This is a genomic window from Prosthecobacter vanneervenii, assembly GCF_014203095.1.
Lineage (GTDB): Bacteria > Verrucomicrobiota > Verrucomicrobiia > Verrucomicrobiales > Verrucomicrobiaceae > Prosthecobacter > Prosthecobacter vanneervenii.
Genome location: NZ_JACHIG010000003.1, coordinates 345,522 through 366,021, shown reverse-complemented (window position 1 = coordinate 366,021; position 20,500 = coordinate 345,522). Strand labels below are relative to the sequence as shown.

General features: G+C 59.6%; 12 protein-coding genes. 7 read left to right on the top strand and 5 right to left on the bottom strand.

Annotated features, from left to right (window positions below; translation table 11 throughout):
* Positions 1–34: 34 nt before the first annotated feature.
* Together HNQ65_RS09385 and HNQ65_RS09380 are read right to left on the bottom strand one after the other, a co-directional pair.
* Positions 35–931, bottom strand: coding sequence for a TIGR01777 family oxidoreductase (locus HNQ65_RS09385; RefSeq protein WP_184339264.1), 897 nt, complete (start codon positions 929–931; stop codon positions 35–37).
* A gap of 16 nt (positions 932–947) precedes the next feature.
* Positions 948–2,015: a class I SAM-dependent methyltransferase gene (locus HNQ65_RS09380; RefSeq protein ID WP_184339263.1), complete on the bottom strand. Its 1,068-nt coding sequence runs from the start codon at positions 2,013–2,015 to the stop codon at positions 948–950.
* 75 nt (positions 2,016–2,090) lie between these two features.
* Between HNQ65_RS09380 and HNQ65_RS09375 the strand changes: the two genes are divergently transcribed.
* On the top strand, positions 2,091–4,607 hold the full coding sequence (locus tag HNQ65_RS09375) for a transglycosylase domain-containing protein (protein ID WP_184339262.1): 2,517 nt from the start codon (positions 2,091–2,093) through the stop codon (positions 4,605–4,607).
* A gap of 34 nt (positions 4,608–4,641) precedes the next feature.
* Here the strand turns inward: HNQ65_RS09375 and dctA are convergent, their stop codons facing one another.
* Complete coding sequence (gene dctA, locus HNQ65_RS09370) at positions 4,642–5,931, bottom strand: C4-dicarboxylate transporter DctA (protein WP_184339261.1); 1,290 nt, start codon at positions 5,929–5,931, stop codon at positions 4,642–4,644.
* A gap of 107 nt (positions 5,932–6,038) precedes the next feature.
* Between dctA and leuC the strand changes: the two genes are divergently transcribed.
* The 5 genes from leuC to HNQ65_RS26555 all read left to right on the top strand — a co-directional run bounded on the left by leuC (position 6,039) and on the right by HNQ65_RS26555 (position 12,726).
* Complete coding sequence (leuC, locus tag HNQ65_RS09365; RefSeq protein ID WP_184339260.1) at positions 6,039–7,454, top strand: 3-isopropylmalate dehydratase large subunit; 1,416 nt, start codon at positions 6,039–6,041, stop codon at positions 7,452–7,454.
* 104 nt (positions 7,455–7,558) lie between these two features.
* Positions 7,559–8,653 carry an alpha/beta hydrolase fold domain-containing protein gene (locus HNQ65_RS09360; RefSeq protein ID WP_221306097.1) on the top strand — a complete coding sequence of 365 codons (1,095 nt, stop codon included), beginning with the start codon at positions 7,559–7,561 and terminating at the stop codon, positions 8,651–8,653.
* Positions 8,654–8,661: 8 nt separating this feature from the next.
* A complete protein-coding gene (locus tag HNQ65_RS09355) occupies positions 8,662–9,759 on the top strand; it encodes an SGNH/GDSL hydrolase family protein (protein WP_184339258.1) in 1,098 nt (365 codons plus the stop codon).
* Between the two features lie 18 nt (positions 9,760–9,777).
* A complete protein-coding gene (locus HNQ65_RS09350; protein WP_184339257.1) occupies positions 9,778–11,100 on the top strand; it encodes a neutral/alkaline non-lysosomal ceramidase N-terminal domain-containing protein in 1,323 nt (440 codons plus the stop codon).
* 3 nt (positions 11,101–11,103) lie between these two features.
* The gene (locus tag HNQ65_RS26555) at positions 11,104–12,726 is read left to right on the top strand and encodes an SGNH/GDSL hydrolase family protein (RefSeq protein WP_221306096.1); all 1,623 of its coding nucleotides are present in this window, start codon (positions 11,104–11,106) and stop codon (positions 12,724–12,726) included.
* Between the two features lie 7 nt (positions 12,727–12,733).
* Here the strand turns inward: HNQ65_RS26555 and HNQ65_RS09335 are convergent, their stop codons facing one another.
* Positions 12,734–13,783 (bottom strand): ComEC/Rec2 family competence protein, encoded by a 1,050-nt coding sequence (locus HNQ65_RS09335; RefSeq protein ID WP_184339256.1) that lies wholly within the window; start codon positions 13,781–13,783, stop codon positions 12,734–12,736.
* Between the two features lie 53 nt (positions 13,784–13,836).
* The gene (locus HNQ65_RS09330; RefSeq protein WP_221306095.1) at positions 13,837–20,106 is read right to left on the bottom strand and encodes a hypothetical protein; all 6,270 of its coding nucleotides are present in this window, start codon (positions 20,104–20,106) and stop codon (positions 13,837–13,839) included.
* Between HNQ65_RS09330 and HNQ65_RS26550 the strand changes: the two genes are divergently transcribed.
* Positions 20,089–20,472, top strand: a complete 384-nt coding sequence (locus HNQ65_RS26550) for a hypothetical protein (protein WP_221306094.1) — start codon at positions 20,089–20,091, stop codon at positions 20,470–20,472. The two genes, HNQ65_RS09330 and HNQ65_RS26550, sit on opposite strands and share 18 nt — an antisense overlap.
* The last annotated feature ends 28 nt before the right edge of the window (positions 20,473–20,500 follow it).

The window sequence follows — 20,500 nt, the reverse complement described above, 5'->3', positions numbered from 1 at the left end:
ACAGTGGTTTGGCGCGGCAGTCAACTCCCCCTTTCTAGACGAGTGCCTTGAAGGCGCCGGCGATGTCCGGATATTGGAAAACATGGCCCATCTCCGTGGCGGCACGGGGAACCACGTGCTGTCCGCTCAGCAGCATTTCGCTTGCCATTCCGCGCAACAGGAAACGAAGCGCAAAGGAAGGCGCATGAAAAAAAGCCGGGCGTTGCAGGGCGGCAGCCAGCTTTTGCGTAAACTCCGCATTGGTCACTGCCCCCGGAGCACAAACATTGATCGGACCACGAACACTGTCAGTGGCGGCCGCTCGCAGCATGATTTGCGCAGCGTCATCGATATGCACCCAGGACATCCACTGCCGCCCGGAGCCAAGCCTTCCTCCCATGCCTAGGCCAAAGACCCGCCGTAGCAGCGGAAAGGCACCGCCCTCACGGCCCAGCACCATGCCAGTCCGCAGGGTGACGACACGCATGCCTAGCTCTTCCGCCCGGTGTGCTGCTCCCTCCCATCCTGCGCACACATCAGCCAGGAAGCCTGCCCCTCTGGGAGATGTTTCGTCCACAGAGCGGTCTCCGGAGTTGCCATAAAATCCTGCACCGGACGCGCAAATCAGCGCACGTGGGCGGTGCTCGGTTTTCCACGTGCCCAGGTGGGCCACCAGGGCTTCGGTAAAGTCCACACGGCTTTTCCAGATGCGTTCCTTCTTGTCCGGCGTCCACAGGCCCATCAGCGACTCTCCCGCCAGATGTACCAGGACATCCAGCGGCGTTTCCGGCAGCGCATGCGGAGCGTCTTTGGGCTGTTGCAGCTTTGCATCTGCAGCAGGCACGGAGCGTTTACCACGAGTGTAGGCGACTACCGAGTGCCCTTGATCATGCGCCAGTGATGCCAGACGGCTGCCGATGAATCCCGTGGCTCCTGTGATCCCAATGCGCATATGCCTTATTAACGTTTCAACCGGCGGACGGTTTCCCTAAAACGAGGCAGCGGAAAGACCGGCCCATCAGCGCGGGATGGGTGAGCGACTGAAACTGCCGCATGGTGGCGGCATCTGGTGGAGCGCCTTCCAGGCTTCGCAGCCAGGGGGCTGCCATGCGGCCAAGCACGCGCCCCTGAAGGTCGTACTCCCGCTGTGGGAGCCCCAGCTCAGCAGCCTCGGAGATCAAACGGGTGAAATTCACGTGGGTGGTCAGGTCGCATTCGCCGAGATTCTCCAGCACCCGGCCATCCATTTGGTGCTGGTGGTAGCGGCGGATGGTGCCATCCGCTCGAGCGTCCGCATAAAACTCCTCTTCATCGAGGCCGTAATCGGCGATGAAGATGGATCCACGGAAGGCGGCTTTGGCAAGAGAGCGGAGCCACTCCAGCATGGCTAGATTAATCTCCAAGGTGTGGCCAGGTGTGAGATCCAACGGCAGATTTGCGATCTCCGCCGCCAGTTTCGCGCTGGAACATTCACCGGGAACCAGTCGAATTTTCCCAGCATCCGCAGCCTCCACGTAGAGCTCTTCCCATTGAGCCCCATTCCAGCGCACGAGATGCACAGGAAAGGCGTCCGGTAGTTCATTACAAATGAAAAAGGCGTAGGCGGGTCCCTTTTGAAGGGCATCCAGGCTGTCCACCCATTCGGCTTGGTCCCCGAGGCGTCTGACCTGGGCGGCTCGGTATCTGGGATTGGGCTCCACGATGAGGTAACGGATCATCGGGTGGTCAGCGAGCGCGTTCAGCACATCCTCCGCCAGCTGCCCGTCGTGGGCTCCTTGCTCGATGATGGCAAAATCTTCCGGCTCTCCCATTGCCCGCCATTCCTCCACAGCACGCAGGGCCAGCAGCTTTCCAAACAGCGGTCCGACACTCACACTGGTGAAAAAATCCCCCGAACGGCCGATTTTTCGCGGCCCAGCCCCATAATAACCATGCTCAGGATGATAAAGCGCCAGATCCATGACCTGCACAAACGGCAGCCTGCCGGACGGGGTGGCGGCGAGTTTTTCATGGAGGATTTGGGGCATCGAAGACATGCGGGACAAGAGGGAAAGAACTGGCGCGGATTGTGAAGGGCGGGTAGTTTGACTACCCAACGTTTTCCCCAATCCATGTTCCGTGACGATCCCGATCCCCAGCCTGTGCGCAACTGGCGTGGCGAAGCCGGCCTGAAACTGCCGATTTACCGCCGTGGCTGGTTTAGTGCGCTCGTGGCCCTAGCACTGCTTGGCGTTGTATCGGCTTTCGGGGTTTACAGCGTCGTTGTGGCCCCTCTGCGCAGGGATGCTGAAAAGTTCGATCTGGAAGAGCTCAAGAAGCTGGAGTCTGCCAGCATCATCTATGACCGCGATGGCGACGAAATGGCCCGTCTCTACGTGCTGAATCGCACCCCCGTCCCTGTGACGGAAGTGCCGCAGCATTTCATCGACGCGCTGGTGGCCCAGGAAGACTCGCGCTTTTTCAAGCATGACGGAGTGGACTACATCGGCCTCCTCCGTGCAGTGAAGGAAAACATCATGGCCCGCGAAGTCACGCAGGGGGCCAGTACCATCACCCAGCAGCTGGCCCGCCAGACCTTCAAGCTCCTGGAGCGCAGCTACAAGCGCAAAATCCTTGAAGCGTTCATCGCCCAGCGCATCGAGAAGCACTTTTCCAAGTCTGAGATTTTGGAGTTCTACCTGAACCGCATTTTCTTCGGCGTGAATTTTTACGGCGTGCAGGCTGCGTCCCGCGGCTATTTCGGCAAAGACGTGAAAGAGCTGAGCATCGAGGAGTCCGCCACCATCGTGGGCCTGATCAAAAGCCCGAACAACATCCAACCCATCAAGCACCCCCAGCGTGCCATGAAGGAGCGCAATTACGTGCTGGAGCGCATGAGCATCGAAGGCACGCTGACGAGAGATGAGGCTGCCAAGCTCAAGCGGAAGCCCCTCGTCACCGCGCCGCAGAGCTCCGACCCGCGCCTGAGCTACGTCTTTGACGCTGTGCGTCGGGAGGTGGTGGATCTGGTGGGGGAGGAGCGTGCATCAATTGGTGGATTCAAGATCTACACCAGCATTGATCAAGATCTGCAAAAGGCCACGGAAGAGGCGGTGAGCAAGCGTCTGGCCGAGGTGGAAAAGCGCCCGGGTTATGAGCACCAGACCTTTGCCCAGTTCCGGTCCATCATGACCGACTACCGCGCACGCCTGAAGCGCGGAGAAATCGACCCTGCTACTCCCAAGCCGCTGCCGGAATATCTCCAGGCCGCCGCCATGATGATCGACAACAAGGACGGCAGCATCCTCGCGATGGTGGGTGGACGTGATTTTGGCGACAGCCAGTTCAACCGCGCCACGGACGGGATTCGCCCCGTGGGCACAGCCTTCACGCCTCTCGTCTATGCTGCAGCCTTTAGCAGTCCAGGCCTTTATCCGGGCACCAAGGTGGATGACGCTCCCCTGGACAACCGCCGCGTGATGATTGGCGGCCTGACCGGCATCTTGGGCGAGTGGGGCGCTGAAGTGGACAATCCCAAATGGACGCAGGCACCCATGAGTTCCCGTGAGGCGCTGGTACAGGGTCGAAATAGCGCCACCGTGCGCCTCGGCGAGCGCGTCGGAGTGCCTACAGTCAAACAGGTGGCGCAAAAAGCAGGCATCACGACTGAGATGCGCGACTACCCCTCCACCTTTCTCGGTGCCAGCGAAGCCCGCCTCAGCGAGATGTGCCTGGCTTACTCCAACTTTCCCACCCTCGGCAGCCGCCCGCAGAAGATGAGCCTCATCCAGCGCATCACCGACAGCAATGACAAGGTGGTGTTTCAGATCTCCGAATCCGCCCTGCGCAGCGTGCAGAGCATGGACCCCATCGCTGCCTACCAGACGCACACCTGTCTCATGGATGCACTGCACCGCGGCACCGGCAGCCCAGCGGTCACGGATTACAAGCTGGGCGAGTTCGTTGCCGGCGGGAAAACCGGCACTCACTACGAATTCAAAGACCTCTGGTTTCTGGGCTACACCTCAGGTGTGACCTGTGGGGTCTGGGCGGGTTTTGACAAGCAGAAGACCATCTACCCGGGCGCATTCTCCAACCGCATCGTACTTCCCGTGTGGGTGGACATGATCAACGCAAGCGCCGAACGCTACGTGCCGCAGGAAATTCAGCCTCCGCAGACGGCCGAGCGCGTGGAAATGTGCCAGCGCAGCGGCATGCGTGCCACCGACTACTGCTACGAGAAGGTCAAGGGGCCAGATGGGCGGGAGAAATCCGTGCGTTCCACCTATTTCGAATACCTGCGGCCAGGCACACCGCTGGAAGGTTTCTGCACCCTGCACACCGGGGAGGGGCTGCCCAGTGAGATCAAGCAGTTCGGGTATCAAAATCCCGTGGCTGGCTTTGACTCTGCCCCGACGATCGCCGCTGCCGCTCGCTGGGCTCACATTGAGCCTGTGCGCATGAAAGCACTCACCGTCATTGGTGGCGACCCCTACAATTCCGAGCAGGCCGTTCCTCGCGCCGCGCCTGTGAACGATGACGGCTCGCCGATCCGCAAAGCCATTCCGGTGGATGCCGTCGAGACGCCTGATGAGGACGCCCCCAAGCTCAAGCTGGCTCCGCCGCCGCCGATGAAGATCGAGCTTTGATCCGGTTGCGGTGCAGAGGAGGGAAATGCGGCGCCTAACGCAGCAGCATCTTTCCTTTCTCCGCATCGAATTCTTTTTCCCACTTTGCAACCACGAGAGTGGCCAGGGTGTTGCCGATAAGATTGGTGATCGCACGGGCTTCGGACATGAAGCGATCTATCCCGATGAGCACTGCCAGGCCTGAGACTGGAATGCCGGTGTCGATGGTGGACAGCGTGGCCACCAGCGTGATGAATCCGGCACCGGTTACACCTGCCGCCCCCTTGGAGGTCAGCAGCAGCACCAGCAGCAGAGTGAGCTGGTGCCAGAGGGTGAGATGAGTGTTGGTGGCCTGGGCTACGAACAACGCCGCCAGTGTCAGGTAGATACAGGTGCCGTCCAGATTAAACGAATACCCCGAGGGAATGACCACGCCCACCACGGATTTGTCGCAGCCAGACTTTTCCAGCTTCTGCATCAGCTGCGGCAGCGCTGTCTCTGAGGAAGAGGTGCCCAGCACAAGCAACAGCTCGTCTTTGATATGAACGAGCATTTTCCACAGACTGAAGCCGTTCCACCAGGCGATGCTCCCCAGCACAACGAAGACAAACAACCCGCATGTGAGATAGACGCAGGCCAGCACCTTGGCCAGTTTCAGCAGCATGCCCGGCCCTTCTGAGGCCACCGTGTAGGCCATGGCTGCGCACGCGGCGATGGGGGCCACACGGGTAATGATGGCCACCAGCTTGAAAAAAACCTCCGAGACGCTGTGCAGCAGATCCAGGACGGACTTGCCCCTCTCTCCCATCTGGCAGAGCGCCACCGCCACCAGCAGGGCCAGAAAAAGGGCGGGCAGCACGGAGTCGTCTGTAAAAGCGCCCACAAAGGTCTTGGGAACGATGTTCATCAGAAAGGCTTTGGTGCTCGTGTCGTGTGCCTTGGCTTGGTATTCACCCAGTTTGGAGGCGTCTTTGGCGGTGGCGTGGTGCTCCATTCCAGCACCGGGTTCGATCACATTGGCCACGACTAGGCCGATGATCAGCGCCACCGTGGTAACGATTTCAAAATAGATCAGTGCTTTCAAGCCCACCCGCCCCACCCGCTTCAGGTCCCCCATGCTGGCGATGCCACAGACCACCGTGCAAAAGATGATCGGAGCGATCAACATCTTGATGGCCTTGATGAAAATCTCCGCAAAAGGCTGGAGATCCGTCGCATTAAAGGAAAAGGTCCATTCGAAAATCTTGACGGCAATGGCCCGTTCCGGCGGGACAAGCAGCCCCAGCATGATGCCCAGCAAGATTCCGACGAGCACCTGCACATAGAGATTTTTCAGCCATTTCATGGGCGCGGATGCTGGCAGGTCCGGTGGCAAAAGCCAAGAGGCATTCTTGCACCCTCCGCCGGGCGTGCTAGGCTGCGGGTCCTCTAAACCACCAATCCGCAAGCAACATGGGCAAAACACTCTTTGAAAAAGTCTGGGACTCGCACGTCGTCGGCACCCTCGACAATGGCCAGACACAGCTCCTGATCGACACCCATCTCGTCCATGAAGTGACCAGCCCGCAGGCCTTTGGCATGCTGCGCGATCTGAACCTGAAGGTGGCCTACCCGCACCGCACCTTCGCCACGGTGGACCACATCGTGCCGACAGACAGCCAGGTTTCCCCCTTTGCCGATCCTCTGGCCGAGGCCATGATCCAGGAGCTGAACAAAAACGCCAAGGAGTTTGGCATCACCTATTTCAGCCTCGCCAGCGGCAAGCAGGGCATCGTTCACGTCGTCGGGCCAGAGCAGGGCATCACCCAGCCCGGCACCACCATTGCCTGCGGCGACAGCCACACCGCCACCCACGGCGCTTTCGGAGCTATCGCCTTCGGCATCGGCACCACCCAGGTGCGCGACATCCTGGCCACGCAGACCATGGCACTGGGCAAGATGAAGGTGCGCCGCATCAATGTGGACGGGCAGCTCCGTCCCGGTGTGTATGCCAAGGATGTGATCCTGCACATCATCCGTCTGCTCGGTGCCAATGGCGGCATCGGCTACGCTTACGAATACGGCGGCAGCCTCTTTGACGCCATGACGATGGAAGAGCGCATGACCGTGTGCAACATGAGCATCGAAGGCGGTGCACGCTGCGGCTACGTGAATCCTGACGAGAAGACCTTCGAATACCTCAAAGGCCGCCCCTACTCCCCCTCCGGAGAGGCTTGGGACGCAGCCGTGGCCAAGTGGCGCGCCGTCGCCTCGGACAAAGACGTGGTCTATGACGATGTGGTCAACATTAAGGCCGAAGACGTGCCGCCCACGGTCACCTGGGGTACCAGCCCAGACCAGGCCATCGCCGTCACCGAAAACGTGCCGACTCCTGATAGCGCCGCCACCGAGCCCGCCCGCATCTCCATCCAGGATGCGCTCGACTACATGAAGCTGCCTGCTGGCAAACCGATCAAGGGTACCAAGATCGATGTCGCCTTCATCGGTTCCTGCACCAACGGCCGTCTCAGCGACTTCCGTGAAGTGGCGAAGTTCATCAAAGGCCGCAAGGTGGCCGCTGGCGTCAAGGCCATCGCGGTTCCTGGCTCCCAGATCGTCGATACCCTTGCCCGTCAGGAAGGCCTGCATGAGATCTTCAGCGAGGCCGGCTTTGAATGGCGCGGCGCAGGCTGCTCCATGTGCCTGGCCATGAACCCCGACAAGCTCGTCGGCGACCAGCTCTGCGCATCCTCCTCGAACCGCAACTTCAAGGGCCGCCAGGGCAGCACCACCGGCCGCACCGTTCTCATGAGCCCCATCATGGTCGCTGCTGCCGCCCTCACCGGCAGCATTGCAGACGCCCGCGAGGTCTTCACCATCGCCGGTTGATCGGACAGCCAGTTCTACGAAAAGGTGCGGGTCGCGAGATCCGCACCTTTTTTTATGAGATTCGTGAATCCAGAAGCGCTCTCGGCGCGGATGGTGAATGATTTGTGAAACTCGTGGCCCTCTTACTGGCACTCATTCTTCTGGCTCTGCTGGCGCTGAACGCCTGGGTCATGTCGCCGACACGCTGGCAGTGGCAGTTGCAACTGGCTGCCACGGAGCTGGGCCACTGGCTGGCGCTGCTAAGCCTGGCGCTCATCTATCCCGCTCTTCAGCATTCACGCTGGCTGGCCGTTTTTTGCCTGCTGCTGGCTGTGGTGTTCTTCATCCCCGCCTTCCAGGCGCACCGTATAGCTGCATCGCACGGGCTGCGTTTTTCCTGGCTGCGGCTATGGAAGCCGGTGCATGTGGAAAAGCACCAGGTGCGGACGGAGCGACGCACCTTCTGGCGGGAGGGGGATGAGTCGCTCGATGTGGTGATCTACCGGCCTCTCGACGTGGACAAGGAGCTGCCCTGCCTGCTCATCGCCCACACCGGCGGCTGGGACAGTGGCGATCCCGGCGAGTTCACCGGTGCAAACACGGAGCTGGCATCTCATGGCTACGTGCTGTGCTCCTACGGCTACCGTCTGGCGCCGAAGCACCCCTGGCGGGCTCAGGCGGAAGACACCCGCCGCGCCTATGAGTGGGTGCGTACGCATGCCGCTGAACTGGGCATTCGGACAAATCAGATCGTGCTCATGGGCAGATCTGCCGGCGCACAGATCGCCACCGCCTGCGCATATGGCATGCCGGAGCTGGAGGTTTGTGCCTGCATTGATGTGTATGGCACGCCCAATATGTACCTCGCCCGCGAGTGGTCGGTGCCGAATGACATTTTGGATTCTTTGACACTCGTCCGTCAGTACATGGGTGGAGATCCTCACGAGGTGCCAGAGGCCTACCGCACCGCTTCGGCCACGGAATTCCTCGACCAGCGCCGCCTGCCCACGCTCATCCTGCATGGCACGCAGGACTCCCTCGTCGGCATCGGCCACAGCCGCCGCTTTCACCAGCGGCTCGGCGGACATGAAGAGCATTGTTTCATCGAGATGCCCTGGGGCACGCACGGCATGGATTTCTTTCCTGCCACTCCAGGCGGGCAGCTCTCCATTTCTGCCATTGAGCGCTTCATGGAACGATTTGCCCGCAGCGCTCCGTAGTGGGTGTCATGCACCGGTTTCTCAGCCTCTACTGCGCACTCACCTTTTCCGCCTTCGCCGGAGATCTCCAGCTTACTCTCCCGCCCGTGGTGTACGCCACGCCGGACGTACCGATCAGCATCTACTACGACAACATCATCCTCACCGAGAAGCCCGAGGACTACCGCTTTGAGTTCAAATGCAAGCTGGGCGCCAGCGAAGATCGCCGCTGGACCGTCACGCCTTCTGACAAGGACGTCGGCGACTACCCCCTCGCAGTCACCGTCAAGGATGTCGGCGGCAAAGTGCTGGAGCAGGCGCAGACCACGCTGCACATCTCTCCGCGCAAATCTTCATCCACCAAGCCGCTGCGAGTGCTCATTGTTGGCGACAGCCTCACGCACGCCTCATTTTATCCCAACGAGATCGCACGACTGCTAGCTCTGCCAGGTAATCCCAAGGCCACGCTGCTCGGCACGCACAAGCCTGGAGGTGCCAAGCCTGGTGTTGCGCATGAAGGTTACGGCGGGTGGAAGTGGTCTGACTTCCTCACCAAGTTCGCTCCGGAGACTCCCGGAGTCGCAGCAGGTCCGCTCGCACGCAAGGCCACCAGCCCGTTCATCTTCCCCTCGGCAGACGGCAAAAAAGGCGACTTCGACCTGCTGCGCTATTTTAAGGAGTATTGCGATAATCAGCCGCCCGATGTCGTCACCTTTCTGCTTGGTATCAATGACTGCTTCGGGGCTGATCCGAACAACCCAGACGCCAAGATCAACGAGGTGCTCGACAACGCGGACAAGCTCCTCGCTCAATTCCACAAAGCTGCTCCCAATGCCAAACTCGCTGTGGGGCTGACCACGCCGCCGAATGCACGTCAGGAGGGGTTTACAGCGAATTACAAGGACAAGTATCCGCGCTGGGGCTGGAAGCGCATCCAGCACCGCATCGTGCAGCACATGCTCAAGCGCCTCTCTGGTCGCGAAAAAGAAGGCATCTTCGTCGTCCCCACCGAGCTCAATCTCGATCCCGTGGATGGCTACCCAAACAACAACGGTGTGCATCCAAACCCCACGGGCTATGCCCAGATCGGTGCCAGCTTTTATTCGTGGATGAAATCCAAGCTCTGAGAAAGGCGTAGTTTGCGCATGTCACTCCGCGTCTTAGCCATTGCCCTTGGTTGTGCCCTCTCCGCAGTTGCAGCACCGCCGGGGGCTACGCCGCTTTCGCCTGCTGGTCCGCCGAAGTCGGTGGCGCCTTATCTCCCTGCCAAATGGAAGGCCGGATCCGCCACCGTCGCGGTCACGCCGCAAAAGCTGCTCTGGATGGCCGGATATGGTGCCCGCAAAAAACCAGCGGAGGGCAAGGTCCAGGAGCTGTATGCCAAGGCATTGGCCCTGGAGGATGAGCAGGGAAACAAGCTCGTGTTTGTCACACTTGATCTCATCGGTGTGCCACAGCCCCTGCGCCACGTGGTGGCGCAGCGTGCGGAGCGGGACTTTGGCCTGCCTCCTGCGCATCTGGTGCTGAACGCCTCTCACACGCACAGCGGGCCCTCTCTGCGCACCACTCCACTGACAGATGCCGAGAAGGACAACCCGAAGGCAAAGGATGCCTGGGACTACACGCAGAAGCTGCAAAGCGACCTCATCGCGCTCATTGGAAAAGCGCTGGCAGACCTGCAGCCAGCGCGACTCACCTGGAACAAGGCGCGCTGTGGTTTTGCCATGAACCGCCGTCGGGACTACACCCTTCCAGAGGGCCATCCAGACGCCAATAAGGCTCCGAATCCCAATGGTCCCGTCGATCATGAGGTGCCCGCTTTGCGAGTTGAGGCACCAGACGGCACACTGCGTGCCACCTTGTTTGGCTACGCCTGTCACAACACCAGCCTCGGCTTTTATAACTGGTGCGGCGACTACGCGGGCTTTGCGCAGGAGTATCTGCAGGAGCATCGTCCGGGTTTCACTGCTCTCTTTCTCATGGGCTGCGGTGGAGATCAGAATCCCTATCCACGACGCAGCGATGTCGTCCCAGGTGTCACCGATTTGGAGCTCGCCATGCAGCATGGCCGCTCTCTCTCAAATGCGGTCGAGATGGCCCTCGTGGTGAATCCACGTCCTGTGAACGGCCCCATCCGTGCCGCTTATGAGGAGATCAAGCTCAGCTACGCCAAGCCTGGACGTGCAGACCATGACTATCCCGTGCAGGTCATCAAGCTGGGAAATGACCTGACGTTCATCACTCTCGGTAGCGAGGTGGTGGTGGATTACTCTCTGCGCTTCAAGCGCGAACTCGCCGGCGACGCTGGTGTGTGGGTGGCCGGCTATTCAAACGACTACACCGGTTACGTTCCCAGCCTGCGTGTGCTCAAAGAAGGCGGCTACGAAGCCGCTGCCGGCTGGGCGGACAGTGTGGAAGACCGCATCGCCGCCAAAGTGCACGACCTGCATCAGAAGCTTTCCAAATAATTCATGAAGACGCTCACACTCCTCCTCGCGCTCTCTGTTTCGTGCCTGGCCGCAGAGACACCACTCTCTCTCACGCTCCAGTCTCGCGCCCCTGCTGGCAAGGCGGCTTTGGTCAAAGAGCAGTGGCTGCCCTCACGCACCGCCATCATCGTCTGCGACATGTGGGACCTGCATCACTGCAAAAACGCCGTGACGCGCGAGGTCGAGATGGCCCCGCGCATGAACGAGGTCCTCGAAAAGGCCCGCAAGGATGGAGTGCTCATCATCCATGCGCCGAGCAGCTGCATGAAGGCCTATGAAGGCACCCCCGCACGTGAGCGTGCGAAGTCTGCCCCCACAGCTGCGCGCCTGCCTGACAAGATTGCTGAATGGTGCAAGCAAATCCCTGCCGAAGAGATGGCCGTCTATCCCCTCGACCAAACCGACGGCGGCGAAGACGACGATCTCACCGAGCATGCCGCTTGGGCCAAAGAGCTCGCGGCCAGAGGCCTCAATCCCAATGCACCGTGGACCAAGCAGATCGATGTCCTGCGCATCGACCAGGAAAAAGACGCCATCAGCGACAGCGGCGTGGAGATCTGGAACCTCCTCGAAGCAAAAAACATCGACAACGTCATTCTCATGGGGGTGCACCTCAACATGTGCGTCTCAGGCCGCCCCTTTGGCCTGCGGCAGATGGCCAAAAACGGCAAACATGTGGTGCTCATGCGCGACCTGACAGACACCATGTACAACCCCGCACGCTGGCCCTTCGTCAGCCATGCACGCGGCACTGAGCTCTTCGTCTCCCATGTGGAAAAGCGCATCTGCCCTACCATTACCTCAGACCAGTTCATCGGTGGCAAGCCCTTCGTTTTCAGCGATGCCACGGCGGGCAAAAAGCGTCTTCAGATCATCCTTCTTGGCGACAGCACCACCGAGGCGAGCATTCCAAAGAAACTCGCCCCAGATGAGCCGCAGATCGAGGACACCCTGCGCATCAAACTGGCCGCAGAAGCCGACCTTCCTCTCTGCGATGTTTACAATGAAGGCGTCAGCGGCGAGTTCATCCGCCGCCTCCTCGACACCCGCTATGACAAGGCGGTGAAAACCAAGCCCCAGGCCGACTACATCTTCATCCGCTACGGGCTCAACGACCAGGCGAAGGTCAAAGACTTCAAGACCCAGTTTGCGAAAGACTTTCATGAACTGCTTGAGCGTCTGCGCAAAGACCATCCCAAGGCGATGCTCATTCCCATGACGGTCATCCCCTACGCACTTAACAATCTGCACGAGGACATCAATGCTCTCATCAAGCAGATCGCCAAGGATGAAAAACTCACGCTCTTCGACATCGCGCCGCGCTACCTGGCTGAATTGAAGAAGAATCCTGACGGCCTCAATTATCGGCGTTTTCCGCTGTCGAAAATCCCCGAAAACCTCCGTCCCCTCGCCACCCCCTACATTCAGCCCGGCACCGAGCCCACCGTTGTCGTTCTCGACAATCATCTGGACGGCGTCTTTGGCCATCTTCCCGGGTGGGCTGGCGACCGCCATCCCAACCTCGCGGGCTACAACGTCATTGCTGATGAAACCGCCAAATGGCTCGCTCCTGTCATTCGCTCCAGACTGGCAGTCAAGAAGTAGTGCAGCGCTACTTTGATCGAGTCTGGAAGGTGCGGCTGTGTTTTTGCGAAGGTACTTCCACCGTGTAGCTCTTTGCATCCGCGGTCACCGTGCAGTGGATGTGATGCGCCGCGCAGCCTTCAGCCAGGTCGCCATGGTTGGCTATCATGCTCTTGTCGGCTGTATTCTCATGGTCATCGCGCACATTTTCATGCACCTGATACATCGCCTGAATGGTCGGTGTGGTTTTGAGCGCATCCATCGCTGACTTGCTCGTGCCTTTGCGTGGGCCGTTGTTCATCACTGAAACAGTCGGCTGAAGGCTGTGAATCAGCATCGGGTTGTTGCTCACATCCAGTCCATGATGATTCACCTGATACAGATCCACGGTGCCTACGAGGTTGTAAGGAGAGACCAGTTTCTCCTCCACATTCCACGACAGATCACCGCCGTCAAAGAAGCGGAAATCGCCAAACTGCAGCAGCATCACCACGCTGTTGGCATTATCCGTGGTGTCCACAGCCTTGGGCGGCACCGAGCCCTTCAGTGGATTCTCCGGCTGGCTGGGAGAGGGGGGGATGAACTGCTGGTTGGCCCCCAGGCAGCGCAGCGTCAGCTTGGGGCTGCCCTCGGTTTGTTTCAGTGGCACCACGGAACCCGCGGCCAGTGTGACACGCTTCTCCACCTTGGCGTCCCGATACGGGCGGCTCGTTAGCGTCCAGCGCATGTCCTGCGCCTTGCCATCCGGGCTGCCTTCGGGAATGCCTTTGTCATAAAGCGTGCCCACTGGCATCAGCTCAGCCAGTTCGGCCAGTCCCCCGAAGTGATCCGCGTGAAAGTGCGTGATGATGACGTGATCAATCCGTGTCAGCCCTGCCTGCTCCTTTGCCGCCTTCTGAATGCGCTGCGGATCACGCCCGCCTGGATTGCCCGTGTCGATGAGTACTGACTCCCCGGCCGGTGTCACCAGCAGCGTCGAACCGCCGCCTTCGGAGTCGATCCAGTAGATGTCGAGCGTCTTGTCACGCGCGGAAAGAGTGAGGGAGCAGGCAAGCAGGGCGGCGAGGATGGATTTCATGCAGAAGGGTGATCTGATCACGTGCTGACGGTGCCGGTTCTCTCAAAGACAAATCATTGTCCCGGAGGCTGCACTTCCTTCACTGCGGCGCCGTGGGTGTCGCTCAGGATGAGGATGGCCAGCTTTTCCACCGCTGGCAGTTCGGCGGGCTTGAGCATCTGGTAGTCGAGACCGTTCGCTGGCGGAGCCTCATGCACGGGAGGCAAAGGAAGATTGGCAGCGCCGTCAGGTCCGTTCAGGCTGGCATAGTCAAAGCGGCCGCGCAGGTCGGTATAGCCGTCTTTAAAGAAGCGCACCGTGCCATTGGCCAGCTGCGCATACACTTTGACATAGGTCTTCGGCAGCGGCTTGTCCGTCGTGGCGTCCCGTACTTCCAGGCGGCCGTAGTTTTCCGTCAGCGCGAGCTTCAGCGTGCTGGCGTGATAGGCCTGCGTCTTGCGCAGTCCGGCTCCCAGCACCTCCACGAGCACATTGGATTTGTTGAATTCCGCAGGAAGAGCCAGTTCGAGCGCGCTTGCGTTCTGAGGGAGTTTATGCGTGGCTGTCTGGTTGGGTTTGATGATGCTGAAGCGCCCGGCATCCTGGCTCACAAAAGGATTGCTGCTGAAGCTGAACTCCGGGTCCATCAGGTAGTAGTTCAGCGTCACTTCACTGAGGTTTTTCCAGGTCAGAGAGAGGGTCTTGTTCTCAATCTTGAGGTCAAAGCCCGGCTCTGTGCTGGCAAGCGCCGACTGCTGCTTTTCACGATCAGGTTTGCCATCAGCCGCAGGTTTTGCTCCCTTGCCTTCGATTTCGTCCAGCTGAGACGTTACCTCCGCAAAAAGCTTCCTCCAGCGCGGTACCGGATGGTCTGCATGCCTGGCGGCTAGGCCGCGTGCCGTGGGCAGCGCACCCTCATAAAAGGCGGCATAACACTTGAGATAGTCATGCTGGAGCTGTGTGGACAGCTTGCTGGCGTCGATCGATTTCAGTCGTGTCAGGGCCTCGTCCACGCGGTCTTGCAAAAACAGGTAATAGACCACGCTCAGATTGTCTGCGGCATCGAGCTGAGGCTTGTGCGCCAGGATGGCAAGCAGCTTGTGGTACTGCCCCAGCAGCTCCGTGTTGGCGATCCTCCATTCATTGCCCACACGATGGGCCCTCTGATTGACCAGCGGCAGATATTCCAGATGCTCGTAGCTGTGGCGCTCGATGGGATCCAGCGTGAGCAGCTTGCTGGAAAAATACGGTCCGCATGCATCGCCAAAGCGCTGCTTCAGCCACTCCCGCAGCGTGGCCTCGTCATTGTGGAGCAGCGCATACGTAAAGATCGTGTCGCTCTTGAGGTGGTGCGTCCGCATGAAGGCGATGAGCTTCTGGTAGAAGCCTGCGTTTTCACGGCAGCGCCAGGCCACTCGCTCCAGGTCCAGGTTTTCAAGATTGTTCTGTTCAAAGAAGCTGAAGACATCAGCCTCGCTGCCATGTTGCGATACATAATCCCAGGATGTCTTGTCCACTTCGGTCAGCTTGGACACCACATTGAAATCAAACGGCTTTGCCGCCGACGCCCCGGCTTGGGTCGTCACAGTAACTGGGAAATGGGCAAACTTGAGTCCCTGTTGAGCGGGGGTTGAGGGGAAATAGAAGTGATACTCGAATGTTTGCGTGGTGTAGGGTTCCAGTCTCACCTGATTGGACTTGGTGGTCTGGCTGCCTAGCACCGGCAGGGATCCCTGCGGGATTTGCAGCAGCACCACGGCCTTGACAGGACTGCTGGTGGGATTGGTGACCACGATGCTCGCACCATAAGTCACGCCTGTCAGAAACTCCGTGGTCACGTATTTCTCGTGCTTCTCGTTCCGCTCCTGGCGGTAGCGGTCGTCCTGCCGGAAAAAGCTCTGGGAGACGAGCAAATGGCCTTGGGCATTGCCATCGGCGGCGGCGGTTTTAATCTCCTTATGATACAGGATGCAGGGGCCGCCAGCGGTGAAGGTCAAGCTGCCGTTTTCGGCCTTGGTGCTGTGCTTTGCGGCCTCATATGGCAGATCGAGCACCGCCAGCGCCAGCATCATCTCGGCAAAGGTGCTGCTGGCCTCGGCGACATTCGCCGAGACAAATCCACCTTTCGAACCCGCCGCCACCCAGGCTGCATAGTCGCGCCAGAAGCCGTTGATGCTGATGAGGCTGTCATTCTGATCCTCGATGCGCAGCTTGTAGTAGTTGTTCTCCGCCCACTCCTTGGTGGATCCAAGTGCGCGGAATAGCGCGCGCACCTCCTGACGCACGTCATCGGCAGTCGTTTTATCAAAGAGCGCGATGGTGCCGGCATTGATGGAGGTGGCACCGGTGTAGGTGCTGGCACCGCCGAGTACCATCAGTGAGTTAACGCTACGGTCTTTGAGGAGTTCCACGGTGTTTGCTTTTCTGACGGCTGTCGGGTTGCGCAGTTCGCCGACTGTCTGCGAGCGTTCTACAATCGCGTTTTCACTCAAGGGAACGATGACAACGGCATCAGGTCCCACCTTGTATTTCATCTGCGCCAGCTCGGTGACATACCTCAGGGCCTCCGACAATGGCACATCTCTGAGATCAAGGCTGATGCTCGCGTTCAGCTTGAACTCTGTAGGTGAAATCACAAGACGAACCCCTCTTCCTCCCGCTGACGAGGGGCTCCGATCGAGCTCCCTGCTTTTGCGCTGGAGAAACGCCACCGCTTCCTCAACCGAGGCATTCTGAAAGTTCACCGAGGGCAGAATGATCGAGTTCATCTTCTGCACTAGGCGCGCCACGTCTGGATCCTGCATGGCGCCGTATTCGGCTGCCGGTGCCGCTCCTCCAGCCGCAAAAGGGTCCGCCGCCACAGCAGCCCCGGTGTTATTGACCCCGGGAGCGGCAGGTGCCGGTGCGTCAGCTGCACCATAGCTCAACCCCAGGCCCGTATTGTTTTCCAGGCTGCGTCCGCGCATGGCTGTTTCAAAAAGAAAATCTCGCTGCTCAGGGTTCGGTGGAATCATCTCCCAGAGCTCCCGTGCATGTCTGGCTGTGTTGGGGGCTTCCCCTGCGATTCTCTGTGCCAGCAGAATGCGCTCCACCATGTTGAGTCGAGCATAGGCCCAGGGTTCCAGATGATGCGCGAGGTCCCGGCCAAGGAGAAACTCATCCATGAAAGTCTTGTCCTTCTTGTTCTCGAGGTAGGGCTTCACGACTGCGTCAAAGAAGGCCTTGTCCTTGCGCTGGACAAAGAAGTTGAGCTCATGGCAGGCAAACTCGCCATACTTCTTGCGCTTCTCATCCTCCTTCAGCTTGGGCCAGTCCAGCAGCCAGGCAAACTCGGCCAGGTGCTCGTCTTGGCTCAGCGTGGTAAATAAAGTGTGGATGCTGCCGAGTGTGTCGTAGGTTTCCAGTTTGCCGGTCTGGGCATCGGTCAGTACGAGTGTCTTGCCGGTTTCCAGCACGCTGATCTCTTTTTCTTCCGTGAATGACTTCGTTGGATCGAGGTTTTTCGCCAGCCGTTGATCTGAAAACTTCGTGGAAGCCTCTGGCAGGGTGAGCGTGCGCCAGGAGGCATGGTGCAGATCTTCAGCATAGATCTGCACGTGCTGGCGGTCTCCCAGTGCCTTCCGCTCAATGCGGACCACGCCATCCTTGTCAGGCACCAGGTTGTAAATGACCGGAGCGGATGTGGCGAGAAAGTCGAGATTGGTGCCGCCCTGCGGCCCTTTTCCTTCCGGCGGTTTGGCAGCAGGTGCGGGCATCGGGGTGCTCATCGCACCTGCGGCTCCACCGCGCGTGCTGCCTGCTGACTGTCCTGCTTGCTGGGAGAGCTCGTTGAGATCGGTGCTGCTGATCTCCCATGGGTTCAGTAGCAGTCTTGGCCTGGTGAGCATGTTGCCTGGAAAGATCTTCGCGTAGCGGCGCTCGAGAATGTAGCGGTACTCATCTCCGATCTCACGGCCTGTGGAGTACAGATTCGGATTGCGCGCTGGAGTTCCCGATCCTGGGCCAAAGCGCCTGAAACCGCCCAGCCCGCCGAAGATGCCGCTGCCCGGGTCAAAGCGTGATGCCGCAAAATGCACGCGCGCAAACGAGCTGCTGTTGGCCAGATTGATGGTGATGAATTCTTGGCCGCTTTCCACACTGGTGATCTGCAGTGGGTTGTTGCCCTTCAGTTCCAGCTGGCGGTGCCTGCCCACCACCCAGCCGCCGATGCTGTCTCCATGCGCCACTTTGACGGTGATGAGCTGCTTGCCGGTTCTCAGCGAGTAGTCTCCTGGCTTGAGACCTTCCATGATGAGAAAGCCATTCTCTGCCTTGAGCTGTTTGGAGAGATCCTCGGTGAAGGTGCCCGCGCTCTGCACCAGAAGTGAAGGAGTCTGGCTGCTCACGTCTCGCAGGGGCACACGTATCACTTCGCTCTCTCTCGCATGAATCACGTCAGCCAGCGTGCACTCACTCTCAGTGAGCGGCCAGACAGTTTCTCGCTCGTTCGGAATCTTGGCGGCCACGGACTCGATGCCTGAGAGCCTGCCCAGCTGCACACGGCCTTTTGCATCAGTGCTCAGCGGGATGATCTGGGGGCGGCTGAATCCATGATGACGAAAGGTGAAGATCACCTGCTGATCGGCTGCAGGCTCGCCATTTTTTCCCAGCAGTTCAAACACCCGCTTGCCGTCAAAGGTGCTCAGGTGCCCGTCATTCACGGCATCGGTTTGGTCGATGCCATTGAGCGTCCAGGTATGGCTGGCGGTGAGTTCTTTCTTGCTGCCGCCTTCACTCACCGCCTCGATCTGCGCGCTGAAGGTGACGCTGAGGGAGGCAAGCCGTTCAGGCACCGTCAGCCTGTGGGTGAAGACGCTGTCGGCGCTCAGCTTCAGCCCCTTGATCTCGTGTGTGGTGGAAATGCCGTCATGCGTGGTGCTGGTGATGGCGAGCTTGGGCTCGCTCAGCATCCCCGGGGAAAGCTGAGCTTCCCCCAGCATCAGGGCGGTGCGCACCGCCAGGGTGGCCTCGCGCCGTGACAGAAGCTGCTCGCGCTCGATGTGGAATTGCGCATCCAGCTCATAACGCTCCGCATGATGAGTGAAGCTTGCTAGCGTGGCAAAGGTGCCGGCGGCGTCTCCGATGATGAGGTTTTTGCCCCCGGGCTGGCTGGTGAATGGGATCACGATGCGCCCCAGCTTTTCATGGCGTGTCAGCTTGCGTCCCTCAAACCACGCCACGGCATCGTTGACCGGCTGGTTCTTTTCATCAAGCACCAGGATCAGGTCTCCTGCGGGGCCGGTTTGCTGTAGGAGGTGGTACTCTCCGCTGCGGATGAGGGCACGGCTGCTGCGGCTGCCGCCGATGAACTCGATGATCCACGCGCCGCGTTTGCCTTTGAGCGCGGGAAACTTGAATGTCTGCCGCTTTCGCAGAAAGGGGCCGCCCTCAAAGGTGTGCGTCTCCTCGCTGTTGGCCACCAGCCCGTCCAGATTCACGTCGGTGTTCAGCTGGCGCTGCTGGGTCTGGAAAAAGTTCAGCGTGTTCAGCTCAAATATCTTCACGATCAGCTTGGGCGTGTTTTTGACGGTCACGTCAAACTGGATGTCATCTCCCGGCAGAAACTGCGGCTTGTTGGTGGCTGGAAACTCAATGTCCACACGCTCCTTCAGCTTTTGAAATGCCGCAGGAGTGAGCAGGGACGCCCAGCGTTCCGGGCTGCCGATGCCCTGGGTGATCAGCGCCTCTGCCAGCACCGGCGTCAGCCACTCTTCCGCGATGTAAGTCGTCCACTGCGCCAGCACCTCGTTGGGGTCGGCATCCGCTTTGACTTCGGCGGCAAAGAGATTCAGGAAGTACTCGCGAACGAGTGGCTCGTCTGTGGTGATGGGCGGCGAGACCAGCAGCGCCTCCCCCAGATCCGCGTTCAGGTTGCAGATCTCTCCCGGCTTGATGTCCTTGATGTAGGTGTAGTTGATGTAGTCGAGCTGGCGCGGCAGCTTCAGGTACTCGCTGAAGCGCGCGCGATCATACACGCCCTTTTTGCGGTCATGATCCAGACGCTGGTACAGGATGCGTGCCTTGAGCGTGTTTTGGGAAGGGGGCAGCTTTTGGGCAAAAGCCCACACACGCTCCAGCCAGGCCTCACGCTCGGCATCGTCATACTCCAGGTTCACATCGGCGGACGGGGCCATCTTCCGCAGCCGGGTGTAAACAAACGCCTGCTGTCCCAGCCAGTGGGGGAAAGTTTTCAGCAGTTCGTCCAGTTGCTCGGACAGCAGCGCCTTATGGATCGGCAGGTAGCCAAAGCTGCGTGCCTTGTCCGCCTGTAGATCATCGATGATGGCTTGGACCAGATTCTGCACATCCGGGCGCTGAAGCCTGCTCAGAACAGCTCGGCGTTGATCGGTTGTAAGCGGCACCTGATCGCGAATGAGGGCGGCCAGTTCTCTCTCGTCCAGAGAGCCAAGGCTGCGATCATGCTGCATGGCATCACGCAGGAATATCTCACGTTGGATCCTGGCCTGATCCAGTTCTGTGGGCAGATCAGGTTTGGGGTCACGCATCTGCTGTCGGTGATCATGGCGAATGTGCAGACGCTCAACCAGGTACTTCAGCGTGGCCTGTGGGTCACGCTCATAATTCAAAATCGCTTCACGGTTAAGGATGATGCGCCGGGACTCGTTCTCATCGGGCATGCGCTCCCTCCACTGGCTGAGAAGCTGCTCTAGCTTCGCAGTATCTCGGGTGTTTTGATAA

Coding starts and splice junctions, on each gene's coding strand:
- HNQ65_RS09350 (WP_184339257.1), top strand. CDS start 9,778: ATGTCACTCCGCGTCTTAGCCATTGCCCTTGGTTGTGCCCTCTCCGCA.
- HNQ65_RS09385 (WP_184339264.1), bottom strand. CDS start 931: ATGCGCATTGGGATCACAGGAGCCACGGGATTCATCGGCAGCCGTCTG.
- HNQ65_RS09380 (WP_184339263.1), bottom strand. CDS start 2,015: ATGTCTTCGATGCCCCAAATCCTCCATGAAAAACTCGCCGCCACCCCG.
- HNQ65_RS09335 (WP_184339256.1), bottom strand. CDS start 13,783: ATGAAATCCATCCTCGCCGCCCTGCTTGCCTGCTCCCTCACTCTTTCC.
- HNQ65_RS09355 (WP_184339258.1), top strand. CDS start 8,662: ATGCACCGGTTTCTCAGCCTCTACTGCGCACTCACCTTTTCCGCCTTC.
- HNQ65_RS09375 (WP_184339262.1), top strand. CDS start 2,091: ATGTTCCGTGACGATCCCGATCCCCAGCCTGTGCGCAACTGGCGTGGC.
- HNQ65_RS26555 (WP_221306096.1), top strand. CDS start 11,104: ATGAAGACGCTCACACTCCTCCTCGCGCTCTCTGTTTCGTGCCTGGCC.
- dctA (WP_184339261.1), bottom strand. CDS start 5,931: ATGAAATGGCTGAAAAATCTCTATGTGCAGGTGCTCGTCGGAATCTTG.
- leuC (WP_184339260.1), top strand. CDS start 6,039: ATGGGCAAAACACTCTTTGAAAAAGTCTGGGACTCGCACGTCGTCGGC.